This is a genomic window from Streptomyces sp. Ru73, from assembly GCF_002920575.1.
In the GTDB taxonomy this organism is placed as follows: Bacteria; Actinomycetota; Actinomycetes; order Streptomycetales; family Streptomycetaceae; genus Streptomyces.
The window spans coordinates 1-18,717 of sequence record NZ_PQSQ01000025.1 but is presented as its reverse complement, the minus strand read 5'-3'; the positions used below and the strand labels follow the sequence as shown (position 1 = coordinate 18,717).

At 71.9% G+C, this 18,717-nt stretch carries 11 protein-coding genes; 3 read left to right on the top strand and 8 right to left on the bottom strand.

All coding sequences use genetic code 11. The annotated features are described in order from the left end of the window. Positions 1 to 48 precede the first annotated feature (48 nt). On the bottom strand, positions 49 to 3,129 hold the full coding sequence (locus C3486_RS14040; RefSeq protein ID WP_103833011.1) for an endo-alpha-N-acetylgalactosaminidase family protein: 3,081 nt from the start codon (positions 3,127 to 3,129) through the stop codon (positions 49 to 51). A gap of 173 nt (positions 3,130 to 3,302) precedes the next feature. Next, on the bottom strand, positions 3,303 to 4,142 hold the full coding sequence (locus C3486_RS14035; protein ID WP_103833010.1) for a trypsin-like serine protease: 840 nt from the start codon (positions 4,140 to 4,142) through the stop codon (positions 3,303 to 3,305). 329 nt (positions 4,143 to 4,471) lie between these two features. Here C3486_RS14035 and C3486_RS14030 point away from each other — a divergent pair, with 329 nt between their 5' ends. Next, positions 4,472 to 5,344, top strand: coding sequence for a hypothetical protein (locus C3486_RS14030; protein ID WP_103833057.1), 873 nt, complete (start codon positions 4,472 to 4,474; stop codon positions 5,342 to 5,344). A 12-nt stretch (positions 5,345 to 5,356) separates the two neighbouring features. Here C3486_RS14030 and C3486_RS14025 read toward each other — a convergent pair whose 3' ends face one another. From C3486_RS14025 to C3486_RS14015, 3 genes are all read right to left on the bottom strand, one after another. Continuing rightward, positions 5,357 to 6,097 (bottom strand): MBL fold metallo-hydrolase, encoded by a 741-nt coding sequence (locus C3486_RS14025; RefSeq protein ID WP_103833009.1) that lies wholly within the window; start codon positions 6,095 to 6,097, stop codon positions 5,357 to 5,359. A 26-nt stretch (positions 6,098 to 6,123) separates the two neighbouring features. Next, positions 6,124 to 7,644 carry an acetyl-CoA hydrolase/transferase family protein gene (locus tag C3486_RS14020; protein WP_103833008.1) on the bottom strand — a complete coding sequence of 507 codons (1,521 nt, stop codon included), beginning with the start codon at positions 7,642 to 7,644 and terminating at the stop codon, positions 6,124 to 6,126. 92 nt (positions 7,645 to 7,736) lie between these two features. Beyond that, on the bottom strand, positions 7,737 to 9,623 hold the full coding sequence (locus tag C3486_RS14015) for a propionyl-CoA synthetase (RefSeq protein WP_103833007.1): 1,887 nt from the start codon (positions 9,621 to 9,623) through the stop codon (positions 7,737 to 7,739). A gap of 311 nt (positions 9,624 to 9,934) precedes the next feature. On the opposite strand from C3486_RS14015, the gene C3486_RS14010 reads away from it, so the two are divergent. Both C3486_RS14010 and C3486_RS14005 read left to right on the top strand, forming a co-directional pair. Beyond that, positions 9,935 to 10,930 carry a LuxR C-terminal-related transcriptional regulator gene (locus C3486_RS14010; RefSeq protein WP_181138546.1) on the top strand — a complete coding sequence of 332 codons (996 nt, stop codon included), beginning with the start codon at positions 9,935 to 9,937 and terminating at the stop codon, positions 10,928 to 10,930. A 78-nt stretch (positions 10,931 to 11,008) separates the two neighbouring features. Next, entirely contained in the window at positions 11,009 to 11,482 is a 474-nt protein-coding gene (locus tag C3486_RS14005; protein WP_103833005.1) for a PPOX class F420-dependent oxidoreductase, read from the top strand. Between the two features lie 6 nt (positions 11,483 to 11,488). Here C3486_RS14005 and C3486_RS14000 read toward each other — a convergent pair whose 3' ends face one another. The 3 genes from C3486_RS14000 to gltB form a co-directional block, all read right to left on the bottom strand. Then, a complete protein-coding gene (locus C3486_RS14000; protein WP_103833004.1) occupies positions 11,489 to 12,076 on the bottom strand; it encodes a Uma2 family endonuclease in 588 nt (195 codons plus the stop codon). 200 nt (positions 12,077 to 12,276) lie between these two features. Continuing rightward, the gene (locus tag C3486_RS13995; protein ID WP_103833003.1) at positions 12,277 to 13,737 is read right to left on the bottom strand and encodes a glutamate synthase subunit beta; all 1,461 of its coding nucleotides are present in this window, start codon (positions 13,735 to 13,737) and stop codon (positions 12,277 to 12,279) included. Next, a complete protein-coding gene (gene gltB, locus C3486_RS13990; RefSeq protein ID WP_181138547.1) occupies positions 13,730 to 18,277 on the bottom strand; it encodes a glutamate synthase large subunit in 4,548 nt (1,515 codons plus the stop codon). Before gltB ends, C3486_RS13995 begins: the two co-directional genes overlap by 8 nt. Positions 18,278 to 18,717 lie beyond the last annotated feature (440 nt).

The window sequence follows — 18,717 nt, the reverse complement described above, 5'->3', positions numbered from 1 at the left end:
CCCTTGCATCACCTGCGCGTGCCCCGGTGCCACCTGGGCACCCGCTCCTCACACCTCCCGCACCTCGAACCCGTCGAGCACGAATTCCGCCTTTCCGTCGCTGCCCGTCTTCCGCAGGCCGACCCACGCCTCCCCCTCCTCCGGCGCGGTGAACTCGTAGGAGTGGACGGCGGGGGCGGTGGCGGCCGGGAGCGGGGTGCGGCCGAGTTCCCGGGGCGCCGGGGCGTCGACGGCGGTGATCCAGGCGTACTGGCCGGCCTTCTCGTTCTCGTACCGGAAGGTGACGCGGTAGCGGCGGCCCGGCGCGAAGCGGACGGTGTGCGGGACGGTGCGGTGGACCAGGCCCTCGTTCTCGCCCCGGGACTTCAGTGACTGGCCGCCGTCGACCACGTCGTCGATCGCCTTCCCGTTCCAGCCGCGCTGGGTGTAGGGGGCGTGCCGCTGGGCGATGTGGGTGCGCGGGTCGGTCGCGCCGCCCGCGTCGCCCTTCACGAAGGGGCCCCAGCCCTGCGGTACGTGCTCGAAGTCCTCGTAGACCAACGTGCCGGGCTTGGTGGTGTGCGCGGCGGGGACGACGCGGACGTTGTCGAAGCGGACGCGGGCCGCACCGGCCGCGGCCTTCAGGGACAGCGTGACCGGGCCGCCGCCCTCGGGGACGGTGAAGCGGGTGAACATCCGCTGGAAGCGGGTGCCGTGCTTGCGGTCGGCGGCGACGAAGTTGCCGGCCGTGGACGTCTCGGTCCAGTTGGCCGCGGTGATCCCGTCGGCGGTGCGCACCGCGAGTTCGGCGCGGCGCCGTTCGCCGGCCTTCTCGCCGACCTCGACCTGCACGGACGCCACGTACGTGCCGGGTGCGAGGCGGTCCAGGCGCTGGGCCACCGTGGCGGCCGCGCCGGCGCCGATGACCAGTTCGTAGTCGCCGAGCGCGCTGGCGCGTACCGTCGCCGGGCCGCTGACCTGCCATGCGTCGAGCGTGCCGGAGTGGAAGCCGGGGTCGGCGATGCCGGTGCCCTCGCCCCAGCGGGGCGGCTCCTGGGGTTCGGCGCGCCGCTTGCGGAGTACGTAGGGCTGTCCGGCGGCCGCGGTGATGCTGACCTTGCCGTCCTTGACCGGCAGCCGTTTCTCGTCGGCGCGGCCCTGGTCGGTGAGGCGGTAGAGGTACACCGTGCCGGTGCGCCAGCCGCGCGGCAGCGTCCAGGTGGTGGTGCCGCCGCTGGGGTTGTAGTGGTAGAGCTTCGGCGGGTCGGTGGCGCGGCGCGGTTCCCACGGCAGCAGGTAGGTGCCGTCGTCGTAGACGAGGCGGCCGTCGGTGGTGATGCGGCGCTTGCCGCCGTCGGCGTCGGAGACGGCCGTGCGGGTGGGGCCCTCGAAGGTGATCTCGTGGTCGGTCCAGGTCCTGACGGGGTACGCCTGGAGGTACTTGGCGGGCAGTGCGTCACGCCAGATGATCTCGTAGAAGGCGTGCCAGTCGGTCTTGCCGACCCAGCCCTCGAAGTTGCCCATGCGGGGCGCGCCGAGGAGCGTCGGCCACTTGTCGGCGAAGACGTCCTTGTGGTGGTTGCGGAGGAAGCGGATGAGCTTGCTGTTGATGCCGCGCGAGGTGTCGCCGCCGTAGTCGGTCTCGTTGGCCCAGTGCGACCACAGGGCCGAGCGTTCCAGGCCGTGGCCCCACTCGGTGGTGACCAGCCAGCCCTGGTCGCGCAGATGGCGCTGGAGGCGGTCGGAGTTCCAGCCGGATTCGCGGAAGACGTCGATGTAGAGGGCGTTCAGGGCCGGGTCGGTCTCCTCGCGCAGCTGCCGGAAGCGGGCCGCGATGTCGCCGGAGACGAGGTCGCGGCGGGCGTCGATGCGGTAGGACTGGTCGAGCCAGTCCCACTGCTCGTCGTCCTTGTCGACGAGGGTTTCGGAGAAGGCGTGCGCGACGGGGTAGGACTCGGTGGCGTTGACGTGCACGGCGAAGTCGCTGTTCCACTTCTTTCCGGCGCGTACCAGGGCGTTGAGGTCGGCTAGGCCGCCGGCGCGGGTGTTGTGGTTGCCGCCGTAGTCGGGGTGTGCGGAGTCGTGGCCCTCGGACTGGTAGCCCTTGAGGAGGGTGAACTGCCGCAGCCCGTCGGTGGCGAGGGAGATCCTTTTGACGTGGTCGAGGGTGGCGAGGAACGGGTTGGTGGCCTGGCTGGCGAAGTTGAACGGGATGTGCGGGACGACGCGGAGGTGCTGTTCGTCCGCGCCCAGCGGCACGGTCATGATGTCGCGCATCGCGATGGCCGCGTCCTGCCAGTCGACGCGGCCGTCGCCGTTGCGGTCGCGGGTGAGGATCACGGTGGCGTACGGCAGCGGTTCGGTGGCGTCCAGGGGCGCGGTGGCCGCGCGGTGGGTCCACTGGCCGCAGGAGAGCCGCGCCTCGGCGTGCCCGTCGCGGTGTACGGTCTGCCGCCAGAGCCGGCCGTTCTCCCAGGTGGTGGCCCCGGACGGCTTGTCGTACACGGTGTTGGTCTCCAGCGCCGCGGCGAGCGCGTCGGTGGCGACGACGGCGTACGCGCAGCCCAGGGGGGCGGGGTCGGCGGGTGTGTCGTCGGTGACGCGGACGAGGGTGTCACCGCTCTTGGCCTTGTCCAGTTCGATGCGGGCCGCGAGGAGCGTCGCGCCGGGCTGGTCGCTGCGGACGGTGAGCAGGGCGAGTGAGGGGATCTGCAGGGTGCCGACGCGCAGCGCGGCGGTGTCGGTGATCTTCGTGAGGCGCCAGTGGACCTGCCATCCGTCGACGGCGATCTCGGCCTCGATCTCCGTGCCGCCGTCGAAGGCGAGGGTGTAGCCGATGCGGTCGCGGGCCGGACGGGCGGTGACCCGCGGGGTGTGCGGGGTGCCGTCGATGACGACCTCGGTGACCGGTTCGGGGTGGCCGTGCAGGACGGCGCCGGTCGCGGTGTCGGTGTAGTCGATGACGCGCGGGAAGGCGGTGTCGACACGGACCCGGAGGCGGTCGGAGCGCAGGACCGCCTCGCCGGCTCCCGGTGCCGCGTGCGCGGTGCCCGCGGTGAGCGGCAGCGCGGCGCCGAGGGCGGCGAGCGCGGTGCCGGCGACGACGGTTCTGCGGCCGGGCCCGCGCCCGCCGGCTGTCGGTTCGTTCACGCGCACTGTCCTCCTTCGCACGGCACTCCTGTCGCCGCACAGCGTGCTGCCCGTGCGACGGGTGCGCCCATGGACAAAGGAGGGACAGGTGTTGGACTAACGGAAGGGGCGGGCGCGGTACCGGCCGGGGCGGTGCCGCGTCGTGCGGCGGCGGTGCCCCGGCCGGCGGTGGGTCAGCCGCCGAGCTGGCCCGCGCCCTTCTTGATGTCCGCGGCGAAGGCGCTCACCTCGGTGTAGACGCCGGGCTTGCCGGGACGTGCGCAGCCCTCGCCCCAGCTGACGATGCCGACCTGGATCCACTGGCCCGCGTCGTCCTTGCGGAACATCGGGCCGCCGGAGTCGCCCTGGCAGGTGTCCACGCCGCCGGTGTCCAGCTTGCCGGCGCATATCTCGTCGCCGGGGGTGAGGTCGGAGCCGTACGCCTTCTCGCAGGCGGCGTCGTCGACGAACGGCACCTGGGCCTTGAGCAGGTAGCGCTGCTGCTGTCCGCCCTCCTTGTCGGCGCCCCACCCGGCGATCGTGAAGTCGCCGCTGTTGTAGGTGTCGTTCTCGGCGATCTTCAGGGTGGGGAGGTTCTCCACCGGCTTGGCGAGCTTGATGAGGGCCCAGTCCTTGCCCTTGCCGTTGTAGCCGGGTGCCTGCAGCACCTCGGTGGACTTCACCTTCACGGCCTTGGAGTCCTTGAGGTCCACGACGCCCGCGGTGGCCGTGATGGAGGTGTTCTTGCCGCTGCCGTCCACGCAGTGCGCGGCGGTCAGCACGATGTCCTTGGCGTACAGTGCGCCGCCGCAGCCCATGGACAGCCGCACCATGAACGGGAATTCGCCCTGTGCGGCGCGGGTGCCGCCGACGACGGTCGCGTGGTCGCCGCCGTCGCGGGCGGGGGTGGCGGCGCCGGCGGTGCCGGGCTGGAGGCTGACGGCCGCGAGGGCGACGGCTCCTGCGGCGGCGGCTCTCTTGAGGTGCTTCAGGTAGCTCAACGGGCTTCCTTTCGTGGGGGGTTGCGCGCTCATGACAGGGTGTCAATGACGGGCCCATGCCAACACCGGAGCCGGTGTCCACCGCCGGGTGACACGAACGGGCAAAGCGGCAGCGCACGAAAGGCGTCCGGACCCAGTGGGGGTGAGTCCGTGCAGCGCCCTGCGATTATGTGGAACGAGCGACAAGGGTGACAAGGGCACCCAGGGGCTCAATTCCGTTGTACCCGTGGGCAGTACGGCCCATACCGCCCGGTCGCCGCCGACCGTACAGTGGTCGGGTGGCAGTGGGAGGCACCGGACGTCCGGGCGGCCCCGGGGGCCCGGACCGGGCGGCCGGCGGCGTCAGCGCCGGCAACGAGGTCGTGCACGGCTATCCGCACCTGGACACGGTCCGCTCGGCCGTGACCGCGCTCTACAAGCGCCTGTCGTACGACACCGTGCGCACCTTCGAGACGGCCGTGGCACCCGCCGACGCCGCGTTCGGCGAAGCGGAGGACCTGCACCTGGGCGTGCAGCGGGTGGCCCGTGCGATGGTCGCGCACCTGCGGCTGCCGGACGCCCGGATGATCGTCTCCTTCCGGTCGATGCGGCACGCGGCCAACGTCGAACTCACCGCGGGGCCCGAGTACTTCATCGAGCTCAACGACCGCTTCCGCACCCACCGCCGGGACATCGCCGCGGCCCTCGCCCACGAGACGATGCACATCTATCTGCACCGCCTGGGCCTGTCCTTCCCCGGCACGCACGCCAACGAGATCCTCACCGACACTGCGACCGCCTACCTCGGCGCCGGCTGGCTGCTGCTGGACGCCTACCGCGAGCACGGCAGCGCCTCGCAGAAGCTGGGCTACCTCACCCCGGAGGAGTTCGGCTACGTCCTCGCCAAGCGGGCGCTGTTCTTCGGCGAGGACCCGGCCCCGTGGTTCACCAGCCCGCAGGCGTACGACGCCTACCGCGCGGGTCGGCAGCGGGCGCTGCGGGACACCCGGCAGCCGCCGCTGGCCGCCGCGGGCCGGGCCGAGCGGTGGCGGTACGCCAGGGACCGGCGCGCGGCACGCGTCCCGCGCCGCTCCCCCGGCCCGCCGGGGGACGCCGGATACGTCTTCGACGGGCCGGGGCCGCTGCGCGTCTCCTTCCCCTGCCCGGCCTGCCACCAGCGCCTCCGGCTGCCGGTGCGCGGCCCGCTCCGCGCCCGCTGCGCCCTGTGCCGTACGGAGCTGGAGTGCGACACCTAACGCGTTCCGCCGCTACAGCCAGTCGGTCTCCGGGGTGGCCGCGCGCAGCGCGGCGGCGTCCCGCAGCACCGGCTCGCCGTGCGGCACGCACACCGTCTCCAGCGGTGTGAGGGAGGCGAGCCGCCGGAACGAGGCGATGGCCCGCTCCCGGTCGACGTTGAACGGGCCGAGCACCACGCGCCCCTCCCCCGCGCCGATGATGTCGCCGGGGAAGAGCACCCCGGAAGCGGGGAGGTGGAGGGCGATGCCGCCGGCGGTGTGGCCGTGGGTGGCGAGGACGTGCACCGGCTCGCCCCACCCCGTCAGCTCGTCGCCGTCGTGCAGCTCGGTGCCGACCGCGACGGGGCGCGGCGCCGGCGTGCCGGCCGCCTCGAAGCCCGCGGTGATCCGCTCGAAGAGGGCCTTCTCGCCGGTGGTGAGGGCGGGCGGCGGCTGGGCCGCCTCGCCGCGGATCACCGGGGCGTCCGGCGCGCCGGCCAGCACCTCGGCGCCGGTGGCGGCGGTGAGGTCGGCGGCGGCCCCGGTGTGGTCGACGTGCGCGTGGGTCAGCACGATCTGCCGGACGTCCTCCGGGCGCCCGCCGAGTTCGGCGAGGGCCGCCAGGACGGCCGGCGCGGACCCGGGGACGCCGGTGTCCACCAGGGCGTAGCCGGCGCGTCCGGTGCGGTCGTCGGGCGGCAGCCGGACGAGGTGGACGTGGCCGACGGGAAAGGGAACCTGCCATACGGATGCGGTGAGCCGTATCGGTGTCATGGCGCGAGCGTACGCAGCCGGCGGCCTCAAGAGGGCTGCATGGAGCCGGTGTTCACGTAGCGCGTATGCCAGGACAGGGCCTGGTCGAGACGGTGCGGGGTGTGCTGTCCGTACGCGGTGGCCAGGGCCTGCTGGAAGTACTCCTCCAGCGCGGGGCGGAAGCGGGGGTGGGCACAGCGGTCGATGATCTGCCGGGCGCGCTGTTTCGGGGAGAGGCCGCGCAGGTCGGCGAGGCCCTGTTCGGTGACGAGGACGTCGACGTCGTGCTCGGTGTGGTCCACGTGCGAGACCATCGGCACGATCGCGGAGATCGCGCCGCCCTTGGCGCACGAGGGGCTGAGGAAGAAGGACAGCCGGCCGTTGCGGGCGAAGTCGCCGGAGCCGCCGATGCCGTTCTGGATGCGGCTGCCCATGACGTGGGTGGAGTTGACGTTGCCGTAGATGTCGGCCTCGATCATGCCGTTCATCGCCAGGCAGCCGAGCCGCCGGACCACCTCGGGGTGGTTGCTGATCTCCTGCGGGCGCAGCACGATCCGGTCGCGGTGGTCGGCGGCGCGGGCGTTGAACTCCTCCACGGTGCCGGAGCTGAGCGAGAACGCGGTGGCGGACACCACCTCCAGCTTCCCCGCGTCCAGCAGCTGGAGCATGCCGTCCTGGATGACCTCGGTGTACGCGGTGAGCCCGGCGGCCGGCCAGTCGGCGAGGCCGGCGAGGACCGCGTTGGCGACGTTGCCGACACCGGACTGGAGCGGCAGCAGGTTCGCGGGCAGCCGCCCGCGCTTCACCTCGTGCGCGAGGAAGTCCAGGACGTGACCGGCGATGCGGTGCGAGGTCTCGTCCGGTGCCTTGAAGGGGCTGTTGCGGTCGGCGGCGTGCGTCTCGACGACGGCGGCGACCTTCTCGGGCGGGCAGGTCAGGTACGGGACGCCGATCCGGTCGCCGGGGGCGCAGACCGGCACGGGCTTGCGGTGCGGGGGCAGTGCCGTGCCGTAGTAGACGTCGTGCATGCCCTCCAGGCCGGCGGACTGCCAGGAGTTGACCTCCAGGATCACCTTCTCGGCGCGGTCGATCCAGGTCTTGTTGTTGCCGACGGAGGAGGACGGGATCAGGTGGCCTTCCTCGGTGACGCCGCTGACCTCGACGACGGCCACGTCGAGGGGGCCGAGGCAGCCCTGCCACACGGCCTGGGCGACGTGCGAGAGGTGCAGGTCGACGTAGTCCATCTCACCGCTGTTGATCTTCTGCCGGGTGACCGGGTCGCTCTGGTACGGCAGCCGCAGGTCCACGCCGTCGGCCTCGGCGAGCACCCCGTCCAGCTCCGGCGCGGTGGACGCGCCCGTGTACACGCTGACGCGCATCGGGCGGCCCGCGGCGCGTTCGGCCCCGATGCGCCGGGCCAGTGCGCCGGGTACGGCCTTGGGGTAGCCGGCGCCGGTGAAGCCGCTCATGCCGACGGTGGCGCCGGCGGGTATCAGCGCGGCCGCCTCCTCGGCGGTCGTCACCCGGCGGGCCAGTGCGCTGTTCCTGATCCTGTCGCTGCTGCTCACTGCTGTCCTCGTACGGTCGTCGTCCGGGCCGGCCGGCCCGTGCGGGGCCGACCGGCGGGCGACTGCGGATGGTGCGGGGATGTGCCGGCGGGTCAGTCCCGGGGCTGCGGGCGGAGCACCGGCCGCAGGGCCTCCAGGACGGCGGGGTCCTCGACGGTCGCGGGGACCGGCTCGTCCACGCCGTCGGCGAGCGCGCGCATGCTGCGGCGCAGGATCTTGCCCGAGCGGGTCTTGGGCAGCGCGGGCACGACCACGGCCTCCTTCAGCGCCGCGACCGCGCCGATCTCCCGGCGTACGGCCTGCACCACCTCGGCGGCGACCCGCTCGTGGTCGTCGGTGGCGCCCGCCTTGAGGACCACCAGGGCCCGCGGCACCTGGCCCTTGAGCGTGTCGGCCACCCCGATGACCGCGCACTCCGAGACCGCCGGGTGGCTCGCGATGACGGCCTCCATCGCGCCCGAGGACAGCCGGTGGCCGGCCACGTTGATCACGTCGTCCGTGCGGCCCATGATGAAGACGTAGCCGTCCTCGTCGACGTAGCCGCCGTCGCCGGTCGCGTAGTGGCCGGGGAACCGCGACAGGTAAGAGTCCACGTACCGCTGGTCGTCATTCCACAGGGTGGGCAGCGAGCCGGGCGGCAGCGGCAGCTTCAGCGCGACGGCGCCGTCCCGGCCGGGGCCGCAGGGCTCGCCGTTCTCGTCCAGGACCCGCAGGTCGTAACCGGGCACCGGCACGGTCGGCGAGCCCGGCTTGACCGGCATCGGGTCCAGTCCGCGCAGGTTGGCGGCGATCGGCCAGCCGGTCTCGGTCTGCCACCAGTTGTCGATCACCGGCACGCCCAGCACCCGGCTCGCCCAGCGGTACGTCTCCGGGTCCAGCCGCTCCCCCGCCAGGAACAGCGTGCGCAGCGAGTCCGTGTCGTACCGGGCGAGCAGGGCCGCCTCCGGGTCCTCCTTGCGGACGGCGCGCAGTGCGGTGGGCGCGGTGAACAGGGCCTTCACCCGGTGCTCGGCGATCACCCGCCAGAAGGCGCCCGCGTCCGGGGTGCCGACGGGCTTGCCCTCGTACAGGACGGTGGTGGCGCCGGTCAGCAGCGGGGCGTAGACGATGTAGGAGTGGCCGACGACCCAGCCGACGTCGGAGGCCGTCCACCACACGTCGCCGGGGCCGATGTCGTAGATGTTCGCCATGCTCCAGGTCAGCGCGACGGCGTGGCCGCCGTTGTCGCGCACGACGCCCTTGGGGCGGCCGGTGGTGCCGGAGGTGTAGAGGATGTAGAGCGGGTCGGTGGCGGCGACGGGCACGCAGTCGGCGGGCTCGGCGGCCGTCATGGCCTCGTCCCAGTCCAGGTCACGGGCCGTCAGCTCGGCCCGTTCCTGGGGGCGTTGGTGGATGACGCAGTGGTCGGGGCTGTGCGCGGCGATGCGCAGTGCCTCGTCGAGCATCGGCTTGTACGCGAGGACGCGCTTGCCCTCGATGCCGCAGGAGGCGGAGACGACCACCTTGGGCTTGGCGTCGTCGATACGGACGGCGAGCTCGCGGGGCGCGAAGCCGCCGAAGACGACGGAGTGCACGGCACCGAGACGGGCGCAGGCCAGCATGGCGATGACGGCCTGCGGGACCATCGGCATGTAGAGGACGACGCGGTCGCCTCTGCCGACGCCGAGGGAGCGGAGCACGCCGGCGAAGCGGGCGGTGCGGTCCAGGAGTTCGGCGTAGGTGAAGCGCTGCTGCGTGCCCGTGACGGGGCTGTCGTGGATCAGCGCGGTACGGTCGCCGTGACCGGCGGCGACGTGCCGGTCCAGGGCGTTGTGGCAGGTGTTGAGCTCGCCGTCGGGGAACCAGCGGTAGAACGGCGGGTGGTCCGCGTCCAGGACGCGGGTGGGTTCCTTCGTCCAGGTCACGGCCTTGGCCGCGGCTCCCCAGAAGGTCTCGGGGTCGCTGATGCTCTGTTCGTGCGCCGCACGGTATGCACGCATCTTCGCGCTCACTCCTCGTGTCAGCCGACCGGCCGCACAGGCATCCGTTCGCCCGCCCTGACTGCGTCCTGGTCGGTCCTTCGGGCGTCCACTGTGTCCCGTACAGGGCGCCGGAGGAAGAGGCGCGCCTTGCGGCCCGCGCGGCGCCGCCCTCCCGTGCAGGTCATCATGGAGCGGCCGGGCGCCCCGCAACACCTCCATATGGAGACCCTCCCGCCCGGTCTCCGCGCGGAGGCGCCGCCCGGACATGGATACACCTGGTGTGTCGGCGGCCACGGCGCGGCGGGCGGGGCCGGTGGGACACTCGGGCCATGAGCACGGGCACGCACGCCGACCTGGTGGGCCTGCTGGACCGGCGCGCCGCGCTGCGGGAGGCCGCCCGGCGGGCGCGGGTCCTGGCGGGCGCCGACATCGGCCTGGCCGGGCAGGTCGAGCGGGGCGGGACCGCTGTCATGCGGTTCTGGGCGGGCACCCGCCACGACGGGCTGCACGGCCTGGTGATCCCCGCCGGATCGGGCGTGGGCGGCAAGGTGCTGGCCACCGGCGAGGTCTGCCGGGTACGGGACTACGCGCGCTCGCGGGTGATCACCCATGACTTCGACGGGCCGGTCGGTGCCGAGGGCGTTCGGGCCATGCTCGGCGTGCCCGTCGTGCACGCCGGTGAGCTGCTCGGCGTGGTCTCCGTGGCCCGGCGGGGCGGCGCCGGGTTCACCGCAGCCGAGACCGCCGCGCTCAGCGGCCTGGCCGACGCCGTTGCCGTGGCGCTGACGGTGGCCGACCGGGTGCACGCGGAGCGCGCGGCGGAGGCGGCGGCCGAGCGGCGGCGGATCGCGGAGTCGCTGCACGACTCGGTCGGCGCGCTGCTCGCCACGCTGGGGGCGCAGGTGCGGGACCTGCGCACCGGGTACGCGGCGGAGCCGGGGCTCGCCGCCCGGTTGGGCGGCGTCGAACGGCAGCTCGCCGAGGCGGGCGTGGCCCTGCGCCGCTCGCTGCGGAAGGACGCGGCGACCGCGGACCTGGCGGCTGCGCTCCGGGAGGTCGCGGCGGCCGGCCACGCGTCCGGCCCGCGGCTGCCCGCGCCGGACGGCGCCGAGCTGCTGCGGCGGCGGAAGGAGGCGGGCCTGACCCGGCGCGAGCACGAGGTGCTGCGGCAGGCCGCGCTGGGCCGGACCAACCCGGAGATCGCCGCGGAACTGGACCTGGCCCGCAACACGGTGAAGACCTATCTGCAGTCCGCCCTGCACAAGCTCGGGGCCCGGAACCGCGTCGAGGCGATCGCCCGGGCGGGCGAGGCGGGCCTGCTGTAGTACCGGTGCGGTACGGGCCGGCCCCATGGGTCGCGGCGGTGGGGCTTCGAGCGCACTCCAGCGCCTAGGCTCGCCCGTATGAGCCCTTCCATCGCCACCAACAAGACCGTCGAACTGCCCGAACTCCTGGAGTTCGTCCGCCCCCGGCACCGCGCCATCCTGCTCACCCGCCGGTCGGACGGCACCCCCCAGGGCTCGCCGCTGACCTGCGGCGTGGACGACTCGGGCCGGATCGTCATCTCGACGTACCCCGAGCGCGCCAAGGTCCGCAACGCCCGCCGCGCGCCGTCCGTCAGCGTCATCGTCCTGTCCGACGACTGGAACGGTCCGTGGGTGCAGGTCGACGGCGAGGCCGAGGTCATCGACGCGCCGGACTCGGTCGAGCCGCTGGTGGAGTACTTCCGCAACATCTCCGGCGAGCACCCCGACTGGGACGAGTACCGCGCCGCCATGATCAAGCAGGGCAAGTCCATCATCCGTATCACCCCCCGCCGCTGGGGCCCCATCGCCACGGGCGGCTTCCCGGCGCGCCTGGTGGCGGAGGAGGGCTGACCGGCCCTACTGCTTGGGCGGGTACAGCTTGAAGGTGGAGGTGTCGACCCCGAAGCCGAACGGGGCCGGCAGCTCCACCGGCTCGCCGAACTCCGAGGTGGTCACGGTCCGGTAGCCGTTGGTGTGCGGCTGCGAGTGCAGCGAGCAGGTGCCTACGTTCGGGTCGATCACGAGATAGAGCGGGATCTCGCTCATGCCGTACCAGAAACGCTTCTTGATGTAGTCGACGTCCTTGTCGCTGGAGACGATCTCCACTACGAGGGCCACTCGCTCCGCGGGAAAGGGGTTGGCGTTGTCGGCCATCGCCTCGAGCGTGGTGACAGTGAGATCCGCCTTCGGTTCGAACGAGGAGATGGGGGAGATCAGGGCCTGGCCCGGCAACGAGGTCCAGCCGTGCGACTCGAACTGCATGCCGAGCTTCATGACGATCTGATTGTGGAACGGTGCCGCCGACGCCTGCATCACGATCTTTCCGTCGATGAGCTCGATCTTCAGCTGATCGAGCTCAGGGAGATCTTCCAGAAAGCGCAGCAGATCGTGCGGGTCCTCGATCGGCGACATGTCCTCAGCCATCTCGTGATGCATCAGGGTCATCGCGCGCCTCTTTTTCGGGCACAGCGTATGGAGCACGGCAGTCTCCAGGACCACGATAGGCACTCATCGCTTCGATCGAGTGAAACGCGGCCGGAACTCCCCCACACACGTGCGGCGCCTGCCCTCACCGGTCGGGGAAGGGGCAGGCGCCGCGTTTGTTCCGTACTCCGTTGTACGGGACATTCAGGGGTGGCGGGTGATCACACCGCCAGGGCGCGGTCCGTGGGCTTGATCGGGGCCGGCAGCGAGGACGCGCCGGTCAGGAAGCGGTCCACGCCCTTGGCCGCGGAGCGGCCCTCGGCGATGGCCCACACGATCAGGGACTGGCCGCGGCCCGCGTCACCGGCGACGAACACGCCGGGGACGTTGGTCTCGAACTCGGCGTTGCGCGCGATGTTGCCGCGCTCGTCCAGCTCCAGGCCGAACTGCTCGACCAGGCCGTTCTCCTTGTCCGTGCCGGTGAAGCCCATGGCGAGGGTGACCAGCTGGGCCGGGATCTTCCGCTCGGTGCCCGGCTTCTGCTCCAGCTTGCCGTCCTTGAACTCCACCTCGATCAGGTGCAGCCACTGGACGTTGCCGTCCTCGTCGCCCTCGAAGTGGGTGGTGGAGACGGAGTACAGCCGCTCGCCGCCCTCCTCGTGCGCGGAGGTGACCTTGTAGAGCATCGGGAAGGTCGGCCAGGGCTGGTTCTCGTTCCGCTCCTCGCCCGGCTTGGGCATGATCTCCAGCTGGGTGACGGAGAGCGCGCCCTGGCGGTGCGCGGTGCCGACGCAGTCGGCGCCGGTGTCACCGCCGCCGATGACGACGACGTGCTTGCCCTCGGCGGAGATCGGGGAGACCGTCAGGTCGCCCTCCTGCACCTTGTTCGCGAGCGGCAGGTACTCCATCGCGAAGTGGATGCCCTTGAGCTCACGGCCGGGCACCGGCAGGTCGCGGGAGGTGGTCGAGCCCGCGGCGATCACGACGGCGTCGTAGCGGCGGCGCAGCTTCGCGGCGTCGATGTCGCGGCCGATCTCCACCTCGGTGCGGAACTTGGTGCCCTCCGCGCGCATCTGCTCGATGCGGCGGTTGATGTGCCGCTTCTCCATCTTGAACTCGGGGATGCCGTAGCGGAGGAGACCACCGATACGGTCCGCGCGCTCGTAGACGGCGACGGTGTGGCCGGCCCGGGTCAGCTGCTGGGCCGCGGCAAGGCCGGCCGGGCCCGAGCCGATGACGGCGACGGTCTTGCCGGACAGGCGCTCGGGCGGCTGCGGGGTGACGTCCCCGTTGTCCCACGCCTTGTCGATGATGGAGACCTCGACGTTCTTGATGGTCACCGGCGGCTGGTTGATGCCCAGCACGCAGGCGGCCTCGCACGGCGCGGGGCAGAGGCGACCGGTGAACTCCGGGAAGTTGTTGGTCGCGTGCAGCCGCTCGCTGGCGGCCTCCCAGTCCTCACGGTAGGCGTAGTCGTTCCACTCGGGGATGAGGTTCCCCAGCGGGCAGCCGTTGTGGCAGAACGGGATGCCGCAGTCCATGCAGCGCGACGCCTGCTTGCTGATGATCGGCAGCAGGGAGCCGGGCTGGTAGACCTCGTTCCAGTCCTTGACGCGCTCCTCGACGGGACGGGTCTTGGCGACCTCGCGGTCGTGGTTCAGGAAGCCCTTGGGGTCAGCCATTGGTCGCCGCCTCCATCATCTTCTCGTGGGTCTCGGACTCGGAGAGTCCGGCCTGCTCGGCGGCTTCCTTGGCGGCGAGCACTGCCTGGTACGTGGGCGGGATGACCTTGCTGAACCGTGCGGCAGCGGCATCCCAGTCGGCGAGGAGCTTCTCCGCGACGGTGGAGCCGGTCTCCTCCTGGTGGCGGCGCACCACGTCGTGCAGCCACTGCTTGTCGGTCTCGTTGAGCGGGTTGACCGCGGCGGTCATGTCCTTGTTGACGTTGGCCGGGTCGAGGTCGATGACGTAGGCGAAGCCGCCGGACATGCCGGCCGCGAAGTTGCGGCCCGTCTCGCCCAGGACGACCGCGTTGCCGCCGGTCATGTACTCGCAGCCGTGGTCGCCCACGCCCTCGGAGACCACCGTGGCGCCGGAGTTGCGGACGCAGAACCGCTCGCCGACCTTGCCGCGCAGGTACAGCTCGCCGCCGGTGGCGCCATAGGCGAGGGTGTTGCCCGCGATGGTGGAGTACTCCGCCAGGTGGTCGGCGCCGCGGTCCGGGCGGACGACGATGCGGCCGCCGGAGAGGCCCTTGCCGACGTAGTCGTTGGCGTCGCCTTCCAGGCGGAGGGTGACACCGCGCGGCAGGAAGGCGCCGAAGGACTGGCCCGCCGAGCCGGTGAAGGTGATGTCGATGGTGTCGTCGGGCAGGCCCGCGCCGCCGAACTTCTTCGTCACCTCGTGGCCCAGCATGGTGCCGACCGTGCGGTTGATGTTGCGGATGGCGACCTGCGCCCGGACGGGCTGGGCCTGCTCCGCGGTGTCCGCGTTGAGGGCGTCGGCGGCCAGCTTGATGAGCTGGTTGTCCAGCGCCTTCTCCAGGCCGTGGTCCTGGGGGACCAGCTGGTGGCGGACGGCGCCCTCGGGCAGCTCGGGCACGTGCAGCAGCGGGGCCAGGTCCAGGCCCTGCGCCTTCCAGTGGTTCACCGCGCGGGTGGTGTCCAGCAGCTCGGCGTGGCCGACGGCCTCCTCCAGCGTGCGGAAGCCCAGCTCGGCGAGGAGCTCGCGGACCTCCTGCGCGATGTACTGGAAGAAGTTGACGACGTACTCGGCCTTGCCGCTGTAGCGCTCGCGCAGCGTCGGGTTCTGCGTGGCGATGCCGACCGGGCAGGTGTCCAGGTGGCAGACGCGCATCATGACGCAGCCGGAGACCACCAGCGGGGCGGTCGCGAAGCCGTACTCCTCGGCGCCCAGCAGGGCGGCGATGACCACGTCGCGGCCGGTCTTCAGCTGGCCGTCGGTCTGCACGACGATGCGGTCGCGCAGGCCGTTGAGCAGCAGCGTCTGCTGGGTCTCGGCGAGGCCGAGCTCCCAGGGACCACCGGCGTGCTTCAGCGAGGTGAGCGGCGAGGCGCCCGTACCGCCGTCGTGGCCGGAGATCAGGACCACGTCCGCGTGCGCCTTGGAGACACCCGCTGCGACCGTGCCGACGCCGACCTCGGAGACCAGCTTCACGTGAATCCGCGCCTGCGGGTTCGCGTTCTTCAGGTCGTGGATCAGCTGCGCCAGGTCCTCGATGGAGTAGATGTCGTGGTGCGGCGGCGGGGAGATCAGGCCCACGCCCGGCGTCGAGTGCCGCGTCTTGGCGACCCACGGGTAGACCTTGTGGCCGGGCAGCTGGCCGCCCTCGCCGGGCTTGGCGCCCTGCGCCATCTTGATCTGGATGTCGTCGGAGTTGACCAGGTACTCGCTGGTCACACCGAAACGCCCGGAGGCGACCTGCTTGATGGACGAGCGGCGCGCCGGGTCGTACAGGCGCTCCGGGTCCTCGCCGCCCTCACCGGTGTTGGACTTGCCGCCCAGCTGGTTCATGGCGATGGCGAGGGTCTCGTGCGCCTCCTGGGAGATGGAGCCGTACGACATGGCGCCGGTGGAGAACCGCTTGACGATCTCGCTGACCGGCTCGACCTCCTCGATCGGGATCGAGGGGCGGTCGGACTTGAAGCCGAACAGGCCGCGCAGCGTCATCAGGCGCTCGGACTGCTCGTTGACCCGCTCGGTGTACTTCTTGAAGATCTCGTACTTGCCCGAGCGCGTGGAGTGCTGCAGGCGGAAGACGGTCTCCGGGTCGAAGAGGTGCGGCTCGCCCTCGCGGCGCCACTGGTACTCGCCGCCGATGTCCAGCGCGCGGTGCGCCGGGGCGATGCCGGAGGCCGGGTACGCCTTGGCGTGCCGCTGGGCGACCTCCTTGGCGACGACGTCCAGGCCCGCGCCGCCGATCTTGGTGGCGGTGCCGTGGAAGTAGGTGTCGACGAACGCCTCGTCCAGGCCGACGGCCTCGAAGACCTGCGCGCCGCGGTAGGAGGCGACGGTGGAGATGCCCATCTTGGACATGACCTTCAGGACGCCCTTGCCGAGCGCCTTGATCAGGTTCTTGATGGCGGTCTCGGGCTCGACGCCGGGCAGGAAGGTGCCGGCCCGGACCAGGTCCTCGACGGACTCCATGGCCAGGTACGGGTTGACCGCGGCGGCGCCGTAGCCGATCAGCAGCGCGACGTGGTGGACCTCGCGGACGTCACCGGCCTCGACGAGCAGGCCCACCTGGGTGCGCTGCTTCGTGCGGATGAGGTGGTGGTGGACGGCGGAGGTGAGCAGCAGCGACGGGATCGGCGCGTGCTCGGCGTCGGAGTGCCGGTCGGACAGCACGATCAGGCGGGCGCCGTCCTCGATGGCGGCCTCGGCCTCGGCGCAGATCTCCTCGATCCGGGCCGCGAGGGCCTCGCCGCCGCCGTGCACGCGGTAGAGGCCGGAGAGGGTGACGGCCTTCATGCCCGGCATGTCGCCGTCGGCGTTGATGTGGATGAGCTTGGCCAGCTCATCGTTGTCGATCACCGGGAAGGGCAGGGTGACGCTGCGGCAGGAGGCAGCGGTCGGCTCCAGGAGGTTGCCCTGCGGGCCCAGCGAGGAGATCAACGAGGTGACGAGCTCCTCGCGGATGGCGTCCAGCGGCGGGTTGGTGACCTGCGCGAACAGCTGGGTGAAGTAGTCGAAGAGCAGCCGGGGGCGCTCGGAGAGCGCGGCGATCGGCGAGTCCGTGCCCATCGAACCGATCGGCTCGGCGCCGGTCTTGGCCATCGGCGCGAGGAGGACGCGCAGCTCCTCCTCGGTGTAGCCGAAGGTCTGCTGGCGGCGGGTGACCGAGGCGTGGGTGTGGACGATGTGCTCGCGCTCGGGGAGGTCCTCGAGCTCGATCTCGCCGGCCTCCAGCCACTCCGCGTACGGGTGCTCGGCGGCGAGGGCGCCCTTGATCTCGTCGTCCTCGATGATGCGGTGCTCGGCGGTGTCCACGAGGAACATCCGGCCGGGCTGCAGGCGGCCCTTGCGGACGACCTTGGCGGGGTCGATGTCCAGGACGCCGACCTCGGAGGAGAGCACGACCAGGCCGTCGTCGGTGACCCAGTAGCGGCCGGGGCGCAGGCCGTTGCGGTCCAGGACCGCGCCGACCTGGGTGCCGTCGGTGAAGGTGACGCAGGCCGGGCCGTCCCAGGGCTCCATCATCGTGGAGTGGTACTGGTAGAAGGCGCGCCGGGCCGGGTCCATGGAGGTGGAGTTCTCCCACGCCTCCGGGACCATCATCAGCACCGAGTGGGGCAGCGAGCGGCCGCCGAGGTGGAGCAGCTCCAGGACCTCGTCGAAGGACGCGGAGTCCGAGGCGTCCGGCGTGCAGACGGGGAACAGGCGCTCCAGCGTCTCGGTGGACTCACCGAAGAGCTTCGAGGCGAGCTGGGACTCGCGGGCGCGCATCCAGTTGCGGTTGCCCTTGACCGTGTTGATCTCGCCGTTGTGCGCGACGAAGCGGTACGGGTGGGCCAGCGGCCAGCTCGGGAAGGTGTTGGTGGAGAACCGCGAGTGGACCAGCGCGATGGCGGTGGCGAAGCGGCGGTCCGAGAGGTCCGGGAAGAACGGCTCCAGCTGCCCGGTGGTCAGCATGCCCTTGTACACGATCGTGCGTGCGGACAGCGACGGGAAGTACACGCCGGCCTCGCGCTCGGCGCGCTTGCGCAGCACGAACGCCTTGCGGTCCAGGGCCAGCCCGGTGTTCTCGCCGTCGGCCACGAAGAGCTGGGAGAAGGCGGGCATGGTGGCGCGGGCGCCGTTGCCGAGCAACTGCGGGGCGACGGGCACGACGCGCCAGCCGAGGACGGTCAGGCCCTCCTCGGACGCGATCGTCTCGATCTTCGAGACGGCGGCCTGGGCCTCCTCGGCGTCCGAGGGGAGGAAGGCGATGCCCGCGGCGTAGGCGCCGGCCTCGGGCAGCTCGAACGTGACGTTCTCGCGCAGGAAGGCGTCGGGAATCTGCAGGAGGATGCCCGCGCCGTCGCCGGAGTCGGGCTCGGAGCCGGTGGCGCCGCGGTGTTCGAGGTTCCGCAGGACGGTCAGGGCCTGCTCGACCAGCGCGTGGCTCGCCTCACCGGTGAGGGTCGCGACGAAGCCGACGCCGCAGGCGTCGTGCTCGTTGCGCGGGTCGTACATCCCCTGCTGGGCGGGGCGCCCGTCCATGGGCGACCAGGCGGCGCTGGTGGCGCTGCCGGTGGTCGCGGAGTGCGTGGACGCGGAACGCATCGGCTCTCCCAACGTCGTCGTGGCATGTGCAGTGCCGAGGGACGACGTTGGCCCTCCGCGAAATTTTGCGTGCAGGTTACAGGATGACCGCTATCTCGAGAATCGGATAGGGGCTTCCAGCATGCGGACACCGCCGGAGGCGGTGGATCGAGAAACGCAGTGGGACGTACGTCGTCCGACAGCGCGGGTCGCCGGTGGGCGACGTTGCCTCCGGCGCCAGAGCCTTATGCCCGCTGGTCAACTTCTGAAACCGCGAGGTAACACGTTAATTATGCGCTGGACCGCATAGGAAGTCACCCTACGGCGGTCCCGAACAGTGCGCCCAGGACGTACGTCACACCCGCGGCGGCACCGCCGAGGGCCAGTTGGCGCAGTCC

Excerpts from the sequence above, each read along its gene's own strand:
- C3486_RS14035 (WP_103833010.1), bottom strand. The coding sequence starts at position 4,142 with ATGAGCGCGCAACCCCCCACGAAAGGAAGCCCGTTGAGCTACCTGAAG.
- C3486_RS14025 (WP_103833009.1), bottom strand. The coding sequence starts at position 6,097 with ATGACACCGATACGGCTCACCGCATCCGTATGGCAGGTTCCCTTTCCC.
- C3486_RS14015 (WP_103833007.1), bottom strand. The coding sequence starts at position 9,623 with ATGCGTGCATACCGTGCGGCGCACGAACAGAGCATCAGCGACCCCGAG.
- C3486_RS14010 (WP_181138546.1), top strand. The coding sequence starts at position 9,935 with ATGAGCACGGGCACGCACGCCGACCTGGTGGGCCTGCTGGACCGGCGC.
- C3486_RS14005 (WP_103833005.1), top strand. The coding sequence starts at position 11,009 with ATGAGCCCTTCCATCGCCACCAACAAGACCGTCGAACTGCCCGAACTC.
- C3486_RS14000 (WP_103833004.1), bottom strand. The coding sequence starts at position 12,076 with ATGACCCTGATGCATCACGAGATGGCTGAGGACATGTCGCCGATCGAG.
- C3486_RS13995 (WP_103833003.1), bottom strand. The coding sequence starts at position 13,737 with ATGGCTGACCCCAAGGGCTTCCTGAACCACGACCGCGAGGTCGCCAAG.
- gltB (WP_181138547.1), bottom strand. The coding sequence starts at position 18,277 with ATGGACGGGCGCCCCGCCCAGCAGGGGATGTACGACCCGCGCAACGAG.